The 17,721-nt window shown below is 49.5% G+C and carries 17 protein-coding genes; 11 read left to right on the top strand and 6 right to left on the bottom strand.

Going from position 1 to position 17,721, the window contains the following annotated elements; genetic code table 11:
- Position 1: 1 nt before the first annotated feature.
- On the bottom strand, positions 2-5,236 hold the full coding sequence (locus MHN33_RS11365; protein WP_239398044.1) for a putative Ig domain-containing protein: 5,235 nt from the start codon (positions 5,234-5,236) through the stop codon (positions 2-4).
- A gap of 169 nt (positions 5,237-5,405) precedes the next feature.
- Positions 5,406-6,296 carry a LysR substrate-binding domain-containing protein gene (locus MHN33_RS11360; protein WP_239398043.1) on the bottom strand — a complete coding sequence of 297 codons (891 nt, stop codon included), beginning with the start codon at positions 6,294-6,296 and terminating at the stop codon, positions 5,406-5,408.
- A 138-nt stretch (positions 6,297-6,434) separates the two neighbouring features.
- Here MHN33_RS11360 and MHN33_RS11355 point away from each other — a divergent pair, with 138 nt between their 5' ends.
- Positions 6,435-7,199 carry an isocitrate lyase/phosphoenolpyruvate mutase family protein gene (locus MHN33_RS11355; RefSeq protein WP_239398042.1) on the top strand — a complete coding sequence of 255 codons (765 nt, stop codon included), beginning with the start codon at positions 6,435-6,437 and terminating at the stop codon, positions 7,197-7,199.
- Here the strand turns inward: MHN33_RS11355 and MHN33_RS11350 are convergent, their stop codons facing one another.
- Positions 7,200-8,159 (bottom strand): LysR family transcriptional regulator, encoded by a 960-nt coding sequence (locus MHN33_RS11350; RefSeq protein WP_239398041.1) that lies wholly within the window; start codon positions 8,157-8,159, stop codon positions 7,200-7,202.
- Positions 8,160-8,318: 159 nt separating this feature from the next.
- Between MHN33_RS11350 and MHN33_RS11345 the strand changes: the two genes are divergently transcribed.
- From MHN33_RS11345 to MHN33_RS11325, 5 genes are all read left to right on the top strand, one after another.
- Positions 8,319-9,527: an MFS transporter gene (locus MHN33_RS11345; protein WP_239398040.1), complete on the top strand. Its 1,209-nt coding sequence runs from the start codon at positions 8,319-8,321 to the stop codon at positions 9,525-9,527.
- On the top strand, positions 9,524-10,081 hold the full coding sequence (locus MHN33_RS11340) for a hypothetical protein (RefSeq protein ID WP_239398039.1): 558 nt from the start codon (positions 9,524-9,526) through the stop codon (positions 10,079-10,081). Before MHN33_RS11345 ends, MHN33_RS11340 begins: the two co-directional genes overlap by 4 nt.
- Positions 10,082-10,085: 4 nt before the next feature.
- Complete coding sequence (locus tag MHN33_RS11335; RefSeq protein ID WP_239398038.1) at positions 10,086-10,487, top strand: hypothetical protein; 402 nt, start codon at positions 10,086-10,088, stop codon at positions 10,485-10,487.
- Positions 10,480-11,076, top strand: a complete 597-nt coding sequence (locus tag MHN33_RS11330; RefSeq protein WP_239398037.1) for an SCO family protein — start codon at positions 10,480-10,482, stop codon at positions 11,074-11,076. The genes MHN33_RS11335 and MHN33_RS11330 overlap by 8 nt, the downstream gene beginning before the upstream one ends.
- Positions 11,077-11,219: 143 nt before the next feature.
- On the top strand, positions 11,220-11,573 hold the full coding sequence (locus MHN33_RS11325; protein WP_239398036.1) for a hypothetical protein: 354 nt from the start codon (positions 11,220-11,222) through the stop codon (positions 11,571-11,573).
- Positions 11,574-11,774: 201 nt separating this feature from the next.
- On the opposite strand, the gene MHN33_RS11320 is transcribed toward MHN33_RS11325, so the two are convergent.
- The gene (locus MHN33_RS11320; RefSeq protein ID WP_239398035.1) at positions 11,775-11,960 is read right to left on the bottom strand and encodes a hypothetical protein; all 186 of its coding nucleotides are present in this window, start codon (positions 11,958-11,960) and stop codon (positions 11,775-11,777) included.
- A gap of 239 nt (positions 11,961-12,199) precedes the next feature.
- Between MHN33_RS11320 and MHN33_RS11315 the strand changes: the two genes are divergently transcribed.
- The 3 genes from MHN33_RS11315 to def all read left to right on the top strand — a co-directional run bounded on the left by MHN33_RS11315 (position 12,200) and on the right by def (position 14,310).
- Positions 12,200-12,745, top strand: coding sequence for an isochorismatase family protein (locus MHN33_RS11315; RefSeq protein WP_239398034.1), 546 nt, complete (start codon positions 12,200-12,202; stop codon positions 12,743-12,745).
- Between the two features lie 15 nt (positions 12,746-12,760).
- Positions 12,761-13,720, top strand: coding sequence for a helix-turn-helix domain-containing protein (locus MHN33_RS11310; protein WP_239398033.1), 960 nt, complete (start codon positions 12,761-12,763; stop codon positions 13,718-13,720).
- A 74-nt stretch (positions 13,721-13,794) separates the two neighbouring features.
- Entirely contained in the window at positions 13,795-14,310 is a 516-nt protein-coding gene (gene def / locus MHN33_RS11305) for a peptide deformylase (RefSeq protein WP_239398032.1), read from the top strand.
- A 61-nt stretch (positions 14,311-14,371) separates the two neighbouring features.
- Here def and MHN33_RS11300 read toward each other — a convergent pair whose 3' ends face one another.
- A complete protein-coding gene (locus MHN33_RS11300) occupies positions 14,372-14,995 on the bottom strand; it encodes an NAD(P)H-dependent oxidoreductase (protein ID WP_239398031.1) in 624 nt (207 codons plus the stop codon).
- 141 nt (positions 14,996-15,136) lie between these two features.
- Here MHN33_RS11300 and MHN33_RS11295 point away from each other — a divergent pair, with 141 nt between their 5' ends.
- The gene (locus MHN33_RS11295) at positions 15,137-16,072 is read left to right on the top strand and encodes a LysR family transcriptional regulator (protein WP_239398030.1); all 936 of its coding nucleotides are present in this window, start codon (positions 15,137-15,139) and stop codon (positions 16,070-16,072) included.
- Between the two features lie 82 nt (positions 16,073-16,154).
- Here the strand turns inward: MHN33_RS11295 and MHN33_RS11290 are convergent, their stop codons facing one another.
- On the bottom strand, positions 16,155-17,087 hold the full coding sequence (locus MHN33_RS11290; RefSeq protein ID WP_239398029.1) for a LysR family transcriptional regulator: 933 nt from the start codon (positions 17,085-17,087) through the stop codon (positions 16,155-16,157).
- A 100-nt stretch (positions 17,088-17,187) separates the two neighbouring features.
- Here MHN33_RS11290 and MHN33_RS11285 point away from each other — a divergent pair, with 100 nt between their 5' ends.
- On the top strand, positions 17,188-17,670 hold the full coding sequence (locus tag MHN33_RS11285; protein WP_239398028.1) for a GNAT family N-acetyltransferase: 483 nt from the start codon (positions 17,188-17,190) through the stop codon (positions 17,668-17,670).
- The last annotated feature ends 51 nt before the right edge of the window (positions 17,671-17,721 follow it).

Here is a 17,721-nt window from a genome sequence, read left to right as displayed (position 1 = left end):
GTTAACGACACTTGCGGCGATTGAACGGCCCTGGTGCCGTCACCGCGATATTAAACTGCTGTGAAACAGACTGGCCGGTAATATCACGCACGCTTACCGTCACACTGTGGATCCCGACCTGTGTGGTCTGCGGCTGCCAGGTAATAACCCCCAACGCATCAACAGCCATACCTTGCGGTGCGCTTTGCAATTGATAAATCAGGCTATCGCCATCTGGGTCTTGCGCCGTCAAAGTGTATCGGTACACTTCATCCGTTTTTGCCCTTCCCGGTGGCTCACTGGTGATCACCGGCGGTTGACTGTCCCCCTGATACCGGATGGTCAGGTTAAATTGCTGCTCGGAATGGTTACCCACAGGATCTGATACCCGGACTTGCACTGTATGAACACCTAAATCCGCAACATCAGGTTGCCAGGTGAGCTGGTTTTGTGGATCCAGCTGCATACCGGCCGGTCCATCAAGTAACTCAAAAGTTAAGGAGTCACCATCCAAATCCTGTGCACTAAGAAGATAAAGGTAATCCAAACCAGAATAGCCACTCAACACTGGCTGGCTGGTAAATGCCGGCTTATCGCCCGCATTGACGGACACATTGAACTGCTGCTGTACATAGGCCCCATACTCATCAATCACTCTGACGGTAATGCTTTGTGCGCCAGCCTGAGCCAAAGTTGGCGTCCAGCTGAGCAAGCCCTGAGCAGTCAGAGTAACGCCCTGAGGCACGTCTCCTAAGCGATACAGAAGCTGGTGACCGTCTTCATCGGTGGCACCGATCTGATACAGATAAGTTTGCCCGACAAAGGCACTAAAATCTGGCGATGTATGGATCACTGGCGGATGGTTATTGGCCAGCGCTCTGACTAACACAGAAAATCGCTGTGTAACGCCTGCACCAAGTGCATCCTCTGCAAGTATCTCAAATTGCTGGCTGCCCAGTGATGCGGCATCCGGTGTCCAGAGCAGCTCATTGTTTGCATCTAATACAGCCCCTTCGGGCGCACTTAGCAACGAAAAGTAAATGGGGTCACCGTCCGGGTCTGTAGCGCTGAGTTTATAACTGTACAAAACATCCACAGCCGCAATACCAACTGGCGTACTGGTAAACCCTGGCGCCTGATTAGACGGATAGTAACTAAAGGTAAAATGTTGTTCAGCAAAGATCCCCAGCTCGTCAATTGCCCGCACGCGTACGGTATGCAACCCATCGATTTGCGCACTTTGTGGCCACACCAACAATCCCTGAGGTCCTACAGTCATACCTTCAGGTGCCTCAGCCAGTTGGTAGGTGAGGGCACTCCCTTCCGGATCTGAAGCCTCTACCTGATACTGTAAGCTTCCATCGTCGGCACCCACAAACTGAGCTGAGCTAGTAATCACCGGAGGTTGGTTGATGCTTTCAGAGACCTGAAGTTCAAATGCTTGTACAGTGGTCACGCCACCTTCACTGGTTGCAGCTATCGCAACGGCGTAAACGCCAGGCTGTATCGGTGTCCAGCTCACTGTACTGGTTTGGACATTCAGAACCATTTCCTGTGGCGCGCTTATCAGCGCCAATGTAGCTGGCATCCCATCTGATGTACTCACTTGTATCTGATAGCTAAAGGTATCGCCAAGTGCCATAAAGGTAGACGGAACAGACGTGAACTCTGGCGCCACACCGGTGCTTCTGACTACCAGATTGAATGACTGAATGGCAGCCAGATTCTTATCGTCAATCACTTCGATGATCACTTCATGCCCGGCCTCAGTACTGGCCATATCCGGACGCCAGACCACCTCTCCCGTTTGCGCATCAATCGTCATTCCTTCGGGTGCAAGTGCCAGCTTGTACGTCAGCGCTGCGCCACGATCACTGCCAGCGACAACCTGATAGTAGTAACTGGCACCTACTTGTGCATCCCTGACAGGTGTACTGCTGATAATTGGCGCGCGCAAGAAATCAAGTACGGTTACTTCAAATTGAGTGGTCACAACCTCCCCCGCGAGATCCTCTATCGCCGCCTCAATAAGGTGCGGGCCTACATCAGCCTGACCAGGTCGCCAGGTGATCACCCCACTGGAAGGGTTGATTTCCATCGCCTGTGGCTTATTCACTAAGCTAAACAGCAAACCTTCACCTAAATCTGGATCACTCACTGCTAATGTTTGGCTATAGCGCTCACCGACTTCCAGCGTGACCGGTGCGACTTGTGCGATTTCTGGTGCAGCATTAATGTCCTGAACATTTACAGCAAACCACTGACTATCGGTCAGGCCTTCACTGTCGGCAACCGTAACCTGCGCCACATGCGCCTCCAGCAGGTTATTGTTGCTGACACATTCATCACTGGCCGTTGCCACCACCACACGCACTTTGCCATTAATGGCTTGTGGTGCCAGATCGCTTAACTGCACCGAAGTCATTGCTCCGACTTCGACTACCCCGGGAGACACCTGACCGAGTAACTGATCATTGCTGTAAAAAGCAACCACAGCATCATCTAAACTGGCTGTTAACCCCCGGTTTCTAAGCGTTACGTTTAGCGTTAAAGCGCCTGATGGGTTTTGCTTCACCGATAGTAAGTTAGGCTGCAAATCAGACTGTAGGATCGGTGGTAGCTGATCAACGATTTCTTTGACTTTGATATCCACCAATGCCTTCGAGAATGACGAGGCCCGCAAGCCACCAGCGCGCAAAAAATTGAGATCCCAGGCTGCACCGCCTGTTAGAATAGCCAGATCAACATAGTCACTTACCGTCGTGCCATAACCGGAGATTGCGGTGGCATTTTCACAGGTGTAGTAATCTCCCTGCCCATCGGCAACATATCCCACACCATTGGCGGCAATACCAATTGCAGACGTGCCGTCACCGCATTGAAACGTCGCGTTGACCACTGCATTTAAAATCACGTTTGACTCTCGAAGACGGGTCAACATACCATTTATGTCCAGCGCAAGCGTATTATCCCGATCTTCATCAGTGACCAAAATCAAGTTATGTGCGGTTTCATCACGTAAAGGATACGTATCGAGGGTCTCGGACATAGCCCGATATCCATCTTCCGTACCACCATATAAACGCAATTGACGCGACAATTCGGTAAAACTATCCGCCTCAACCACATACTGCTCCAGATAGGTTTTGTACGAAGGACGAGCTTCATAGCCGACCAAACCATACAAATTACTATACGCATTGCCAACGCCCACATCGCGTAAACCTGCTTCTAGTGCGGGCACAAGGTCATCCATCCAACGATGCTCACCACTCATAGACCCTGACTCATCAACAACCAAGAAAATGTCGGCGGCTCCACTGACACGCGTTGTTTTATCCTGGACTATGCGGCAATAGGGATTGTCAGCTAAACGCCCTTGTGGCAATAACTCAGGCGCAGGCCAGGCTACCAGTCCGTTGTTTGGGTCGATACTCATCCCCGTTGGCGATTGAGTTAAAACATAGCTCAGCTGCTGGTCCCGGTCGTCCGTAGCACTGACCGGATAGTGGTAATCTTGAAACTCATCAACCAGTTCAACGGCTTGTGATGTAATCTCAGGTGCTCGATTGCCCTGAGTAGTAAGTCGGACAATGAATTGCTGAATGCCACTAAGCCCCGCTAAGTCCGTTACCTGGACAGTAACCGAATGTTCTCCAAGTTGAGACTGCTCGCCTACCCAATCCAGCAGCCCGGTCTGGGGATGGATCTGCATTCCTTCAGGGCCATCAATCAGTTCAAACCTGATAGGATCCTGATCAGGGTCCTGAGCTATCACGGCATATTGATAGTGGACACCTAATACCGCCTCGGTTATGGGTACTGAAGTGATCATCGGTGCCTGGTTGCCTGGTGCGCTCACTTGAATATTAAAGCTTTGAGTATCACTGGCCTGTCCGTCAGTCACCCGCACTACTATCAGATGAGTCCCAGTTTGCGCAGCCCCGACCGGCCAAGTTATTTCACCACTTTGTGCATTAATTTGCATACCCACAGGAGCCTGTATGAGTCGATAGCTCAACGTGTCTCCGTCGGCATCGGTCGCCATTACCGGATATTCATAACGTGTATTAATATCAGCCAGTGTAGGTGGCACCGAAGTGATCACGGGAGCATAGTTGTCCGGAGCGTTAACCGTAACAACGAACGACTGAACATCGAAAGCCGCTTTGTCATCTGCGGCTCCCACAGTAAATGAATAATGCCCTGGTGTGACCTGCTCAGTCTCCCAGCGGATCAAACCTGTCCATTCATTGATTTGCGCCCCCTGTGGTGCTGACTCCAATTGATAAGAAATAGGATCCCGATCAGCATCTTGCGCGACGACCGCATAGCGATAAGTGTCCGGCCATTGTACCGAGATATTAGGGTCTGAGACGATAATAGGGGCTTTGTTAAAGCTGACCAGGTCTGATAAATCCCCCTGAAAACGCACACTACCCAAGTGCATAGACCCGTGCCAGCTGTTGGCGATGACGGTTGCCTGCGCATCGCCGTGTGGCGCGTCTATGTCGGCATTTGGTGCCAGCACAACACCTTCAATACTAACCCCGGCGATACTCAGCGCTGTAGCCTGATAAAAATTAAAAATCGTTCTCGACCTGTGTGGCAACAAAGTCGCCAGACTTTTATTCTTAAAGACAACGTTGTCATCAGAAATATTAAAAATAACCGTCGCGTTATCTGGAATACACTGGACATCAAAGGTGTGAGCTACATTGGTTTGACTGCCATTCAGAGTAAACACCTGGGTGTCACTGTGACAATCTCCTTTTAGGTACAAGCCACCCCACTTAAACTCCACTGTTCCATTCGCTGTAGCCTCACTAAGTTGCGTAGAGACAGCCTGAAAATGAGGCTTACTATCAATAATTGATGTATCCAGAGGCTGATTTTCAATCTCTGTTCCGGCTGGTAATCCAGACAACACGGGATAGGCAAAGTTGACTTCACCAGCTACTCTCACCTGGCCGTGGTAAAGGCGGCCATTATCAAAAGTGGCATTGCCTTCAACCAACAGCCCATAACCCGCTGTCAGCGTGGCTGCATGTGTCGCCAGACCATAGCCATTCAGTGATAGATCTCCCCCCACGGCCAGGCCACCTTCGGCATGTCCGCTCCCCGCAGTAAAATCGCTAAAAATATAAGCACTATAATGACTGGCAGCGGTGAGAACGCTATCCTCCTGCGCCTGAAGTGGTGTGAGTATAGTCACCGACAACAACATAGTGAGCGACGAAATAAGCTTCCTTTTCATCCTTTCCTCTGTTCAATTGTTTTTAAAGGTCAATTACAACCGTGTTTAAAAACTGTACAGGCGGTACTGTAACAACAAAAAGCACAATTTATAAACAAAAGGATGAGGAATTAAATCAACTTTGTTTTACATCAAGCCTGAGCATGATGTCAGCACAGAACATATAACGCTATATGTCCTGCGCTTTTAACCAGGTCATAAATGCCTGTAAACGGGCCAGGCGAGCCGAATTAGGGTCGTACACCAGATAGCGCTTCACCGGGTTTGGGTGGGGCAGTTTGAATGGAATAACCAGTTCGCCACTGTCGAGCTGGCGACGACATAAGTAGGGCACCGCCAGAGTCACGCCATGACCGCTGGCCACTGCGCTGAGTGCCATATCCGTGCTGTCTACATAAGTCCAGTGAGGGTGGTCGACATACCCCGTTACCTGTTGCGCCTCAAACCAGCTTGGCCAGTCGTATGCGCCGGGCTGCGCCAAAGATACCAGCCAGGTCGCCAGCAGATCGGCCGGCGTATTGAGTGGTAATGACTGTGTTAGCTTTGCCGAGCATATCGGCAATACCGGTGAAGCACCAAAATACTCGCAGGCCAGCGCGCTTGGGGTGTGCTGTTCGACCTGTGTGCCAAAGCGGATCGCCAGGTCAATGCGGGCGTGTTGTAAATCTTCAAAGCTGGCAGATGAGTGCAGGCGAATGCGGATCTGCGGATACAAATTCGCGAATTCCTGCAACCTGGGCATCAGCCACAGGGTATTAAATGCCTGGGTAGAGCTGATGCTGAGCTCTCCCGCCAGCTCCTCCTGACGCAGGCAGTTTATGCCCTGACCTATCCTAGTTAAGGCAGGTCCGGTGTGCTCCAGCAAAGTTTCACCCGCACGGGTTAGCTGCATATTACGCCCGGCTCTGACAAACAATCGCTGCCCCAGCTGTTGCTCCAGCAAGCGCATTTGCTGGCTGACCGCAGCCTGTGAAATACACAGTTCAGCCGCAGCCAGGCTATAACTCTGGTGTCTTGCCGCGCACTCAAACGTCACCAGCAAATTGATATTTTTAAACACGACTGAGGTAATTCCGGCTTCATGAAAAGCCGTATTATAAGCAGAGCTTATAGTACAAGTCGATTTTTATCGTTGGTCTTTAAGCGCCTATATCCGCACTATGAGGTCCGTAAACAACAACCTAATTAGCGAGACAAGATGCAAGCATTCAAACAACTCCATCAACAAACAACCCCGTTTTTACTGGCTAATGTGTGGGACGCGGCCAGCGCCAAAGCAGCGCAGCAAGCAGGATATCAGGCACTGGGTACTTCCAGCGCGGCGGTGGCCAGCGTACTGGGATACGAGGACGGTGAACAAATGGCTTTTGAGGAGCTACTGTTTATGGTGACTCGGATCAGCAAAGCGACCGACTTGCCCCTGAGTGTTGATATCGAGGCCGGTTACAGTCGCGACCCACAACAAATTGCACAATTTATTGAAAAACTGGCGGAGCTGGGCGTGGTGGGCATTAATTTCGAAGACAGTGTGGTCATCAATGCAACGCGCACGCTGACTGATAGCGATGAATTTGCAGCACGTTTAAAAGCCGTACGCCATCACTTAGCGACACAACAGACCGACATGTTTATCAATGTGCGCTGTGATGCTTTTTTACTGGATCTCGACAACGCCCGCGAGGAAGCACTGCGTCGGGCCCAACAATATCAGCAAGCGGGCGCCGATGGCTTGTTCCTGCCCTGTATTACCGGACACGCGGACATTCTGGCCATAACAAACGCCTGTTCACTACCTTTGAATGTGATGGCAATGCCCGGATTATCAGACATTAACACGCTTGCCGGCCTTGGGGTTAAACGGATCAGTATGGGCAACTTTGCCTTTGAGAGTATGCACACTCATTTAAGCACACAGCTTCAACAGATCCGCTCACAGGGCAGCTGTGCGCCCCTGTTTAGCTGATCAGTCAAACTGGACGCGCGACGGCCAATGCTCTGCCCAGGTACGGGTAGGTGTTTCTTGTTGCGCTTCTAAAGCAGCAACCAAAAAATCCAGGAAAACCCGGACTCTGGCAGGCAGGTATTCTCGTTTTGGATAAATAGCAAACACCCCGCTGTCTGGCATAGGTGCCCTGAACGCGGGGTAGAGCGTTACCAAAGACCCACTTTCCAGTCCCGCCTTAGCCAGAAAGTGCGGCAACTGGGCAAATCCAAAACCATCGGCACACAACTGTGCCATGGCTTCTCCGTCATCGGTGATATGCGTACGTTCTAGTTCACAAAGCTGATAATCACCATGTGCGTCTGGCAGAAAAACCGGTTGCAGCTGCTGTGTTTCTTTGATTTTAAAACCGATCCAGGCGTGCTCTGTAAACTCAGAATAATTAGCTGGTGTGCCATATTGCTCAAGATACGCAGGTGACGCACAGACCACAAAGTCCATCGGGCTCAGGCAACGTGCAACCAGGCGACTGTCCTTAACGTAACCAGTACGCAATGCCACATCAATGTCCTGTTCAATGATATCCACATGCATGTCATCCAGGGATAGCTCCAGTGTGATCTCCGGGTAGCGCTGACAAAACGTTTTAAGCAAGGGACGCAAATACAAATGGCCATAGCAAACAGCACTGTTGACCCGCAGCCGTCCTTTTGGCGCATCATTGTGCTGCCTGAGTTCTTCTTCACAGCTGCTCAATGCCTGGATACTTGAGCGCACAGTTTGCGCGTAATGCCGCCCGGCAGAGGTGATCTTCAATTGTCGGGTAGAGCGCTGAAACAGGGTCACACCCAGCTCAGCTTCGAGCCGGCTCACGGCTTTACTAATGGTGGATGGGTCGGTATTACAGACTCGCGCCGCTGCCGCAAAGCTTTGTTCCTCACAGGTTGCCAGAAACAGTGTCAGTGATCTCAGTTTATCCATGATAGTCAGTCCTGTGTGTTGGGTAAACATCGTCGATATTTTCACTATATCAGCAATTATTCATGAATAGTATTCACGACTAAATGGCAAAATCGCTGGTTTTTCCGTCTCTCGGAACCTCTTAGAGTGATGACAAAGTGACTCAGGAGACGACACACTATGTTACAGCACACTGCAAACCATGCTGAAAACTCAGGGATACGTTATTTTTGCCTGGCATTCGTTGCCATGGCCGGACTGGCCTATCTCAACTTTTTACCCGCCGTTGTGGATGCGCTGGCAGGCCGGATTGGCTTTTCCGCGCAACAAGCCGGTACTCTGGTGGCCAGCAATGGTTATGGCGCATTAGTGGGCAGTATCTGCGCCATTTTTGTGGTTCGCCATATTGCCTGGAAACCCGCTCTACTGTTCACCTTCATCGCATTAGGCGCTATGGAGCTTAGTACATCAGCATGGAGCACTTACACAGGTTTGCTGACTTGGAGATTTATCGCCGGGGTACTGGGTGGCTTTAGTGTCGGTATATCATTTGCCATCCTCGCGCGTTTAACTAACCCGGACAGAGCCTTCGGCACCTTGCTGTTTATTCAGTTCAGTATCGGCTCTGTGGTGATCTATGCTGTGCCTGCACTTGAGCGCCTGCTCGGTGGCTACGCCGTTTTCTATATCATGGCTGCACTGGTTTTTATCGCTTTGTTTTTTTTGCCCTTGCTGCCAGCCTTGCCAGCGGCACAAAGCCCAAAACAGCATTCAAAACGTCTGCGTTTAACAGCCAAAAGCACCCGGTTGCTGCTGGCGATGCTGCTCTATCTGGTTGCAGCGAGCGGAATATGGGCGTTTGCGGGCCAGATAGGCCAGCGCGCAGGCCTGCCTCAACCCCAGATCAGCCAAATCATTGCTCTGACTGGTTTGCTGGGACTGGCAGGCGCATTGTTACCCATTATGAGACCCGGCCGGACGCACCGCACTCTGTATTTATGCGGCAGCATTTTGCTCTGTGTCATGGCCGCCTTACTGCTCATTTATGCACATTTTGACCTCGTCTATATGCTGGCTCTGGCACTGCTGTTTTTTGCCTGGCCCGCGGTGCATGCCTACCTGCTCGCCCTCATCGCTGAGCAGGATAGCTCAGGGCAGCTCTCATCCGTTGCAGCTGTGGTATCCAGCATAGGGGTGGCATCTGGCCCACTCCTTGGTGCAGCATTATTAAGTAGCGACACCTTCACCACTATGCTGTGCACGATTGCAGTCCTGTTTGTCTTTTGTCTGCTCTTGCTGCAACGCCCGTTAAAAAGTCCCGCACAGCGTCTTTCACAACTCAGTACAACAGCTAACCATAAATACCAAACCACCAGGAGTCTCCGATGATCAAATACCTACTGAACAAAATGCTCATATCGATGCAAAAAAAATATGACTACGACGTCACTTATATGCAGGACATCCTGTCCACGGACCTGAGCGCCTTTTTTAAATACCTGAAATTTCAGTCCATGGCGGGTTTTCATGGTGGCCTGCCTGCGGCACCGTTATATGCCGCCAGGTTACGCGCCATATTGTGGGACGATTGCGGACCCTGTACCCAGCTGCTGGTCAATATGGCACTGGAAGCTGGCGTGCCAGCTGTCCAGGTTAGCGCAATCGTCAACAAAGACCTTGCTGCATTGCCTGATGAACTCGCTCTGATAGTGGAGTTTACCGATCTGGTGTTGGCCCACAATCCCGGCGCCGATGATATACGCCCACATATTCGTGCCATGTGGGGAGAGCAAGGGCTGATTGCCATCGCGTTTAGTATCAGCTCATGTCGTGTCTATCCGGCCCTCAAATATACCTTAGGATATGGCAAAGCATGCAGCCGTGTGGTCGTGAATGAGCAAACGCTGACGCCGTCAGACAACAATCGTTCAGTAACAGGATAATGCTATGCGAAGTCAAACCACCACAGCCGTCGCCGTCTTGCTTGGACTGGCAGCGCTGGCCAACGGCGTGTTTATGCTGCTTTATCCGCAACAGTGGTACTGGAGTGTGCCCGGTGTGCCTGACCGGGGGTTCTACAATCAGCACTTTTTACGTGATATCGGTATGTTGTATATGCTGATTGGCGGCGCGTTTAACTTTGGTGCTTTTTATGCCCGCTACCGTTTTCAGCTGTGGCTGTTTCCCGCTTTATGGTTGAGCAGCCATGCGCTATTTCATTTTTGGGAGGTGCTGGTCGGGATCTGCGGGCCAATTTTTCTGCTGATTGATTTTGCTGGCGTCACTTTACCTGCATTATTGGCGCTGGGGTTGTGCTGGCAAGCAAAGAGGGTAGGCGAAGATGCATAGCAAATACGCGCTATTGCTCACCCTGCTTATCGGCTGCGGGCTCGGCGTGCTGCTCCCCATTACGCAACCCCTGCAACCCGGCACCGCACAGGCCATGATACAAAAAACCGAACGTACTCTGGCACCATTTGAGCTGCAAAGTGCATACGGTCAGTTTGATCAGCATGTGCTGCAAGGGCAGTGGACAATCATGATGTTTGGATTCACACATTGTCCGGATATTTGCCCAACCGCCTTGTCCCGCTTAGCTGCGCTGGAAAAACAGTTAACAGCACTTTCCATCCCCCGGCAACCCATGTACGTATTTGTATCCGTCGATCCAAAAAGAGACTCCGTAACAACACTCGACACATATGTACGTCATTTCAGCCCTTCATTTATTGGTGTTACCGGTCACCCCGGGCACCTTGAGTCACTCGCTCGAAGCACAGGTGCACAATTCCAGGTAAATACAGCCCCCGACAACTATCAGGTTGCGCACTCCACCATGATCTTTTTACTTGATCCGACCGCCACACTGCGGGGCCGATTTGATATTAACCAGGACTTAGGTGCGCTTGCACGCCAGTTGTTCTGCTTTACAAACTAAGTAAGGAGGTAAACATATGAATGATTAACATTCAATTGACAGCGATGTCAACGCTGGTATTTTGGTGTTTCTATTTAGGGTTTAGCTGTCCCCTGATAGAAGGAAAAAACGATATAAATTAAACAAGGAAAAAGGATACAGTTATGAAAAAAGTATTGCTATCGCTTGCTATGTTCACCCTGTCTGGCACAGCAGTCGCTGCCGATGAATGTGGTTACTGGGAGACCTACTATGTTAAGAATTGCTCAGTTGAGCAATCTTACCCCGTGACTATTTGCCACTTTTATACCGATTACCCTAACCAGGGAGCACCAAACAGCGTCACAACCAACTACGATGGTCATGTTTCTTGCCCGGCATCTTACCTGTGGTGGGATCTGGATCGCACTGAGCATACTACCAGAACACGCGTTGTTCAGGACCCTAACAGCTGTGTCTGGGAAGCGAAACGCAGATGGGTTTTCCATGACAACGCGCCTGGCTACTGCCGCTTCTAAAATAGGTTTGTAAAGGGGCTTTACGCTCTGTGAATTGGAAACCTTACAGATAAAGAAAAAGGCAGTCGTTGGCTGCCTTTTTTTTGCGATTAATTCGCTTTTTTGATCGCTTTTTTCAGCTTTTTGATTTTTGCTTCATGTTTTGCGATCTTACCAGTACGTTTTTGTACTTCTTTCTTTAGCTTTTTAACATCAACTTTCTTAGCCATCTTGATCTCCTTTGACCGGTTTCTCTTGTTCTGGCTTGTGTTTTTTCACAAACCGCTTAATAAACTTTCTGATTTCGCGGGAAGAAGATGAATCCAGTTCATTGCACAGGGCAATAAACTCATCTCTTTGCGCTTTATTGATACGCACAATCAATTGTGCGTCTTTATTGTTTGCCATGCTCAGCTTCCTGCTTGGAGGGAATGCCTGTTTGACCACCCTCTGTGTATATACAACGTATATACATCAATAAAAGGTGTCAACCCAAATCACATTAAATTGTCATCTCAGTCAATATTTGGCATCAGTTGGTATGGCCAGATAAGTCCCATATACGTCTTAAATCAGACTCTCTCAGCAGTATGAGCCACATTACACTGGGTCTCGAAAACATGACGGCATAAACAGGAAAATACATTATGAATAAAGCACTACTTGTCATAGACACGCAGGATTCTTTCTATCATACGCCTTACTGGTCTGCTCGAGATGTCGCAGACTTTCAGCACAATCTGACTCAGCTGATAGCGGCATTTCAGCGCAGTCAGCACAAAGTGGTAAAAATCCTGCACAGCCGTGACGATATGCCAGACAGCCCTTTCAATCCGGCATCCGGATTTGTTAAGCCCATGGCTTTTTTGGACACGCAGTTTGATAAAACTTTTTATAAGTCTGTACACAATGCCTTTACCGATACAGGGTTGGCTATGTGGTTGAAAAGAAATAACATAGATTGTGTGGCCATCTCGGGGATCCGCACTGAGCAGTGTTGCGAGACCACCGCTCGCGTCGCGAGCGACTTGGGTTTCCAGGTCGAATTTGTCACCGATGCAACCTTAACGTTTGATATGCAGCATCAGCCAAGTGGTCAGCGCTTTAGTGCCGACGAAATTAAAGTCCGTACCGAACTGGTATTGGCTGAACGTTTTGCCACAATCTGCAAACCACAGGACTATGTAGCCTAAAAAGAAGGAGGAAAAATGCCAGCACCGCAGCAGTTTTACTTTGTCCTGTTACAAAATACCTTACCGCTTGACCTGGCAGGGCCATTGCAGGTGTTGCTCGAAGCCCGCCGTGTCGGGCTGTCACTTGATATTCACTATGTCAGTGCCCTGGATGAGCAGGTGATGGATGGTGGCCTGGCATTACATCAGCTCAAGCCGCTCCCTGCTCAGCTAACCCCCTCAGATGTCATTATATTGCCAGGCTGCAGCCATTCGTTTTCCATCTATGACAGCGCAGCCGGGATACGTACCCAGCAATGGCTAAAAGCACAGGCCAGATATGACCCCTATATACTCACTATTTGCTCGGGCGCCGTATTGGCGGCAAAGGCTGGATTAATGGATCATAAAGCCTGTACGACACACTTTGCGCTTATTGAGCGCTTTCGTCAGACCTTTATGACCGCCAAAGTGACCGACAACCGCATTTTTGTTCAGGACAACAAGCTATTCAGCAGTGCGGGCATTAGCTCAGGTATAGACATGACGCTGCATTTTGTCTCTTTGCAGTTTGGCGAACAGATTGCCGCTCAGGTCGCCAGAGAGATGCTGGTCTATTTTCGTCGCAACGGACAGGACCCTCAACTCAGTCCCTGGCTGCGTTATCGAAATCATATGCACCGTGCCTTACATCAGGTGCAAGATCAGGTTTGTCGCCAACTCAGTCATCCGCATAGCCTGCAGTCTCTGGCAAATCAGGCCAACCTCTCGGTTCGCCAACTCAACCGGGTTTTTAAACAAAATCTGGGGATCACACCGGGTGAGTATATCAGTGGCATCAAAGTAGCACATGCCAAAGCTTTGCTATCTCGCAGCAACCTGCATATTGAAGCCATTGCAGATGCCTGTGGCTATAGCAGCGCGCGCCACTTTCGTCGTATCTGGAATCAGTTTGAGTCGCTTTCTCCCTCGCAGTACCGGCAGGCCTGCCAGTAGCCCATGCGTTTCACTAGCTTTACGTCCCATTAAGCATTAAACTTCGGCTTTTCATAGAGATAGATAACAATAAGATGGCAGTTTTAGAAATCCTAACCGCACCCGATCCAAGATTACACATAAAAGCGAAACCAGTCAGCGATATAGTATCAGTACAAACACTGATCGACGACATGCTGGAGACTTTGTATGCAACCAGCAACGGCATTGGGCTGGCGGCAACTCAGGTGGGTCGAGAAGAAGCCATCGTGATCATTGATCTTTCAGAAGAACGTAAAGATCCGCTGATCCTCATTAATCCAGAAATAGTGAGTGGCAGTAGCAAAGCAATGGGCGAAGAGGGATGTTTATCAGTGCCGGACTACTTTGCCAAAGTGGAACGTTATACCGAGGTTTCTGTCTCTGCGCTGAACCGCCATGGTAAACCCATCACAGTGCACAGTGATGAGTTTCTGGCTATCGTGATGCAACACGAAATCGACCATTTATCGGGCAACCTGTTTATTGATTACCTGTCGCCACTCAAGCGCCAAATGGCGATGAAAAAAGTCAAAAAATACGTCAAAGCACAAAGCAAACAAAGCGCCTGAATCAACCCTAGCTCAAATATCAGCCAGGGTTAATTTAACATAAAGCCTGGCTGGTGCAGGCTCAGGCAATAGTACCTACCCATTGATCGACCTGGGCTTTCGCCTGTTTAGTCGCAACTTCACTGCCAATATGCTGCATACTGATCCCATATGCAGTGATCACATCAATGTTTGCAATACCAATAAAACCGAGTACCTGCTTCAGATAGGGCACCTGAAAGTCGACTGATTGCATTTCAGGCATCGACATATCAGCACCTGCACTGGCAATAATCACGGCCTGTTTGCCTTCCAATAGCCCTTTCGGTCCCTGCTCTGAATAGGCAAAGGTTAAGCCAAAACGACATATCTGGTCGATGTAGTTTTTCATTAAACTCGTGACACTGAAATTGTGCATCGGAGATGCAAAAACAATAATGTCGGCCTGTTTCAGCTCGTCAATATAAAGCAGTGATGGCTGTGCTACTTCAGTTTGCTCAGCAGTGAGGGCATTCTGATCACCGTAGAAACTATTGAGAATTTGATTGTCATAAACCGGCGCTGGGGTTTTACTTAGGTCTCGTATTGTAAAATCCAAGCTTTCATTCTTATTTTGCAATTTTGACTGCAAATAGTCAGCTATCTCACTGGACACAGAAAACTCATTAGCTGGGCTGGACTTTATTATAAGAACTTGTTTTTTCATAACTATAACCAAATAACTTCAATATTTCGGATATTATTGCGCTTTCTCTGTTGACTAAAAAGCGCCTAAGTTACAAATCAGTTTTGTCTTTATGACAAAAATAAACTAGATTACTTGAGATAACTGTCTGCCTGGATCACAATGGATAAACTCAGAGCACTACGCTATTTTAAACGTGTCGTTGAATTAAACAGCTTCAGCGCTGTCGCCGCAGAATTTTCGGTGCCCGCCTCTTCCGTTTCGAGGCGGATTAAAGATCTGGAAGCGTCGCTCGGGATCGAACTTGTCAAACGAACAACCCGCCATGTCAGTATTACCGATCTGGGCCAGCTCTATTACCAACATATTGACGAGGTTCTCAGCAAACTAACCCACGCTGATGAACTGCTCTCGCAGAGCATGGATAACCCAAGTGGCACACTCAAGGTAAGTGCACCGCCCGGCCTGGCTCAGGCACTGCTGGTTCCTTTGTTTCGACACTTTCGGCTACAATTTCCGAACATTCTGCTCGACCTTGACTACACCAATGAATATGCACTGTTCGGGCAAGACTCTGTTGATCTGGCCATCAGAGGCGGGCCGGTTGACGACGCCCGCCTCATCGCCAGGCCCCTTATTCGCAGTGGTTTTACACTGTGGGCTCAAACCCGGCTGGCTGACAAACTCAACACTGAATTTGGTACCACCAGATGGTCGCTCGACCAGCTCTGCCACTGTCCTAGCATCATGTTTCGCAGCAGATCAGCCCCTGTCCCATGGTGGGCGCAGGAGGGGGATGACTGGCTGCCTGTCTCAATAAACCCCGTTCTGATCAGCAATGATAGCACCACCTTACTGGACGCGCTTGCGCATGGTGAAGGTCTGCTGCTGGCTCCCGACTGGCTGATCCCCACACACCTTAAAAATGAGGTGACACCAGTTGCACAGCACCTTAGCTTATCACCCGGTAAGACACACACTGTTGAAATCAACCTGGTATATCAGCATGCAAAATATCAGCTCCCAAATATAAAACTCAGCGTCGACTTTATTTGTGACTATATGAGTACCCATGCTGTCGATATGGTAAAAACTTGATCTAAATTAACATGTTGAATTATATAAACTAAATTCGACGTATTGGCTGGCACACCGGTATTAACAGGCAACAGCCAACAGATCATTTTTTTACTAACTGATTTTCATCACACTTTAGCTGATGAAAGTCGCAAAACTGGGTTATAAACCAGCCAATTTTAGGATCGCTCTTGCGTGTCCGGTGCCAGTATAATTTGAGCTGATAATCAGGCACCGAGAGCGGTGGTGACTGTAGCTGGAGATTTAATCTGTCACACACCTGCAAGGCATAGCGCCTGGGCATAGTCAGCAACATATTACTCTCTGGTAACAGGGTTGGTGCCACCAGAACATGTGGGGTTGTCACAGTAATGACTCTGGACTTTTTGAGCTTTGCCAACGCTTTATCGACGATGCCCCGACGCTCATTCCATGGGGCAATTAAAATATGGGGATAAGCCACAAAGGTGCTTAGTTTCAGCTTTTGTTTGCACGGGTGAGACTGGCAACGGGCAGTCACGTAAGCATCCTCAAACCAGCTAAGCTGGGCCAGGCCCTCCGAAAATTCCTGCTGATGGGCGAATCCACATACCAGATCCAGGCTGCCATCCTCCAGAGCCTGCTCTGCAATACGTTCCTCCAGCTGGACAAAACGGATATTCAGATTTTCAAACATGCCAACCAAATAAGTCACAAAAGGTCGCAGGCACCAGGCAGTATAATCCGTCGCCGCTATCGTTAGTGTGTGAGAGTCACTCGCATTGAAGGGGCTGGCTTCTTGCAACCCACGTTCAAGCATCTGCAGTGCAGGCAACACAGTTTGCGCCAGTCTATGTGCATGTGCCGTTGCCAGCATACGGTTGTTCACCCGCACAAACAACTCATCACCCAGTCGCTCTCGAAGCCGGGTTAGTGCATGACTGCAGGCAGACTGACTGAGGTTAAGCTGCTCGGCGGAATGCGTAACCGAGCCATTCTGGTACAAAGCGGCAAACAGTTTGAGCAGATTAAGATCCAGATTTGGCAACTTATTCATTAATATTATGCATCTAGCCAGTGCAGTTTATGCACTTTATTCATTAAAAAATTGAGCTTACACTGTGCGACTATCATGTCAACTATGGAAGTAAACCCCGATGAGTATCACGATCCGCCACGCAAAGAAAAACGATGCGGCCACTATATTACACTTTATCAATGAATTAGCAGTCTATGAAAAAGAGCCAGATGCCGTGCTCAACACGGTCGCCGACATTGAGCAAAAGTTATTTGGCAACGATGTACGTGCCCACGCCCTCATCTGTGAGCAAGATGGCAAGGCCATTGGCTTTGCGGTCTATTTCTTTAATTACTCGACCTGGCTTGGTAAATATGGGCTGTATCTGGAGGATTTGTACGTCGCCCAGGATCAGCGCGGGCAGGGGGCAGGAAAAGCACTGATGAAATTTCTGGCTCAGCTGGCCATCGAAAAAGATTGCGGCCGTTTTGAGTGGGTGGTGCTCGACTGGAACAAACCAGCGATCGATTTTTACAACAGTATTGGCGCAAAACCCCAGGACGAATGGATCATCTATCGCCTGAGCGGTGATGAGCTGAGGACATTTGCCGAGCAGCCCTGAACTTCTCAGCCGTGCGCATGAGCCAGCCATGTATGGCTCGGATCGCCTGAA

The organism is Pseudoalteromonas sp. OOF1S-7 (genome assembly GCF_022347765.1).
Taxonomy (GTDB): Bacteria; Pseudomonadota; Gammaproteobacteria; order Enterobacterales; family Alteromonadaceae; genus Pseudoalteromonas.
The sequence above is the reverse complement of the archived record's forward strand: the minus strand, read 5'-3'. Positions and strand labels throughout refer to the sequence as shown.

Coding starts and splice junctions, on each gene's coding strand:
- MHN33_RS11365 (WP_239398044.1), bottom strand. CDS start 5,236: ATGAAAAGGAAGCTTATTTCGTCGCTCACTATGTTGTTGTCGGTGACT.
- MHN33_RS11355 (WP_239398042.1), top strand. CDS start 6,435: ATGCAAGCATTCAAACAACTCCATCAACAAACAACCCCGTTTTTACTG.
- MHN33_RS11350 (WP_239398041.1), bottom strand. CDS start 8,159: ATGGATAAACTGAGATCACTGACACTGTTTCTGGCAACCTGTGAGGAA.
- MHN33_RS11345 (WP_239398040.1), top strand. CDS start 8,319: ATGTTACAGCACACTGCAAACCATGCTGAAAACTCAGGGATACGTTAT.
- MHN33_RS11340 (WP_239398039.1), top strand. CDS start 9,524: ATGATCAAATACCTACTGAACAAAATGCTCATATCGATGCAAAAAAAA.
- MHN33_RS11335 (WP_239398038.1), top strand. CDS start 10,086: ATGCGAAGTCAAACCACCACAGCCGTCGCCGTCTTGCTTGGACTGGCA.
- MHN33_RS11330 (WP_239398037.1), top strand. CDS start 10,480: ATGCATAGCAAATACGCGCTATTGCTCACCCTGCTTATCGGCTGCGGG.
- MHN33_RS11325 (WP_239398036.1), top strand. CDS start 11,220: ATGAAAAAAGTATTGCTATCGCTTGCTATGTTCACCCTGTCTGGCACA.
- MHN33_RS11320 (WP_239398035.1), bottom strand. CDS start 11,960: ATGGCAAACAATAAAGACGCACAATTGATTGTGCGTATCAATAAAGCG.
- MHN33_RS11315 (WP_239398034.1), top strand. CDS start 12,200: ATGAATAAAGCACTACTTGTCATAGACACGCAGGATTCTTTCTATCAT.
- MHN33_RS11310 (WP_239398033.1), top strand. CDS start 12,761: ATGCCAGCACCGCAGCAGTTTTACTTTGTCCTGTTACAAAATACCTTA.
- def (WP_239398032.1), top strand. CDS start 13,795: ATGGCAGTTTTAGAAATCCTAACCGCACCCGATCCAAGATTACACATA.
- MHN33_RS11300 (WP_239398031.1), bottom strand. CDS start 14,995: ATGAAAAAACAAGTTCTTATAATAAAGTCCAGCCCAGCTAATGAGTTT.
- MHN33_RS11295 (WP_239398030.1), top strand. CDS start 15,137: ATGGATAAACTCAGAGCACTACGCTATTTTAAACGTGTCGTTGAATTA.
- MHN33_RS11290 (WP_239398029.1), bottom strand. CDS start 17,087: ATGAATAAGTTGCCAAATCTGGATCTTAATCTGCTCAAACTGTTTGCC.
- MHN33_RS11285 (WP_239398028.1), top strand. CDS start 17,188: ATGAGTATCACGATCCGCCACGCAAAGAAAAACGATGCGGCCACTATA.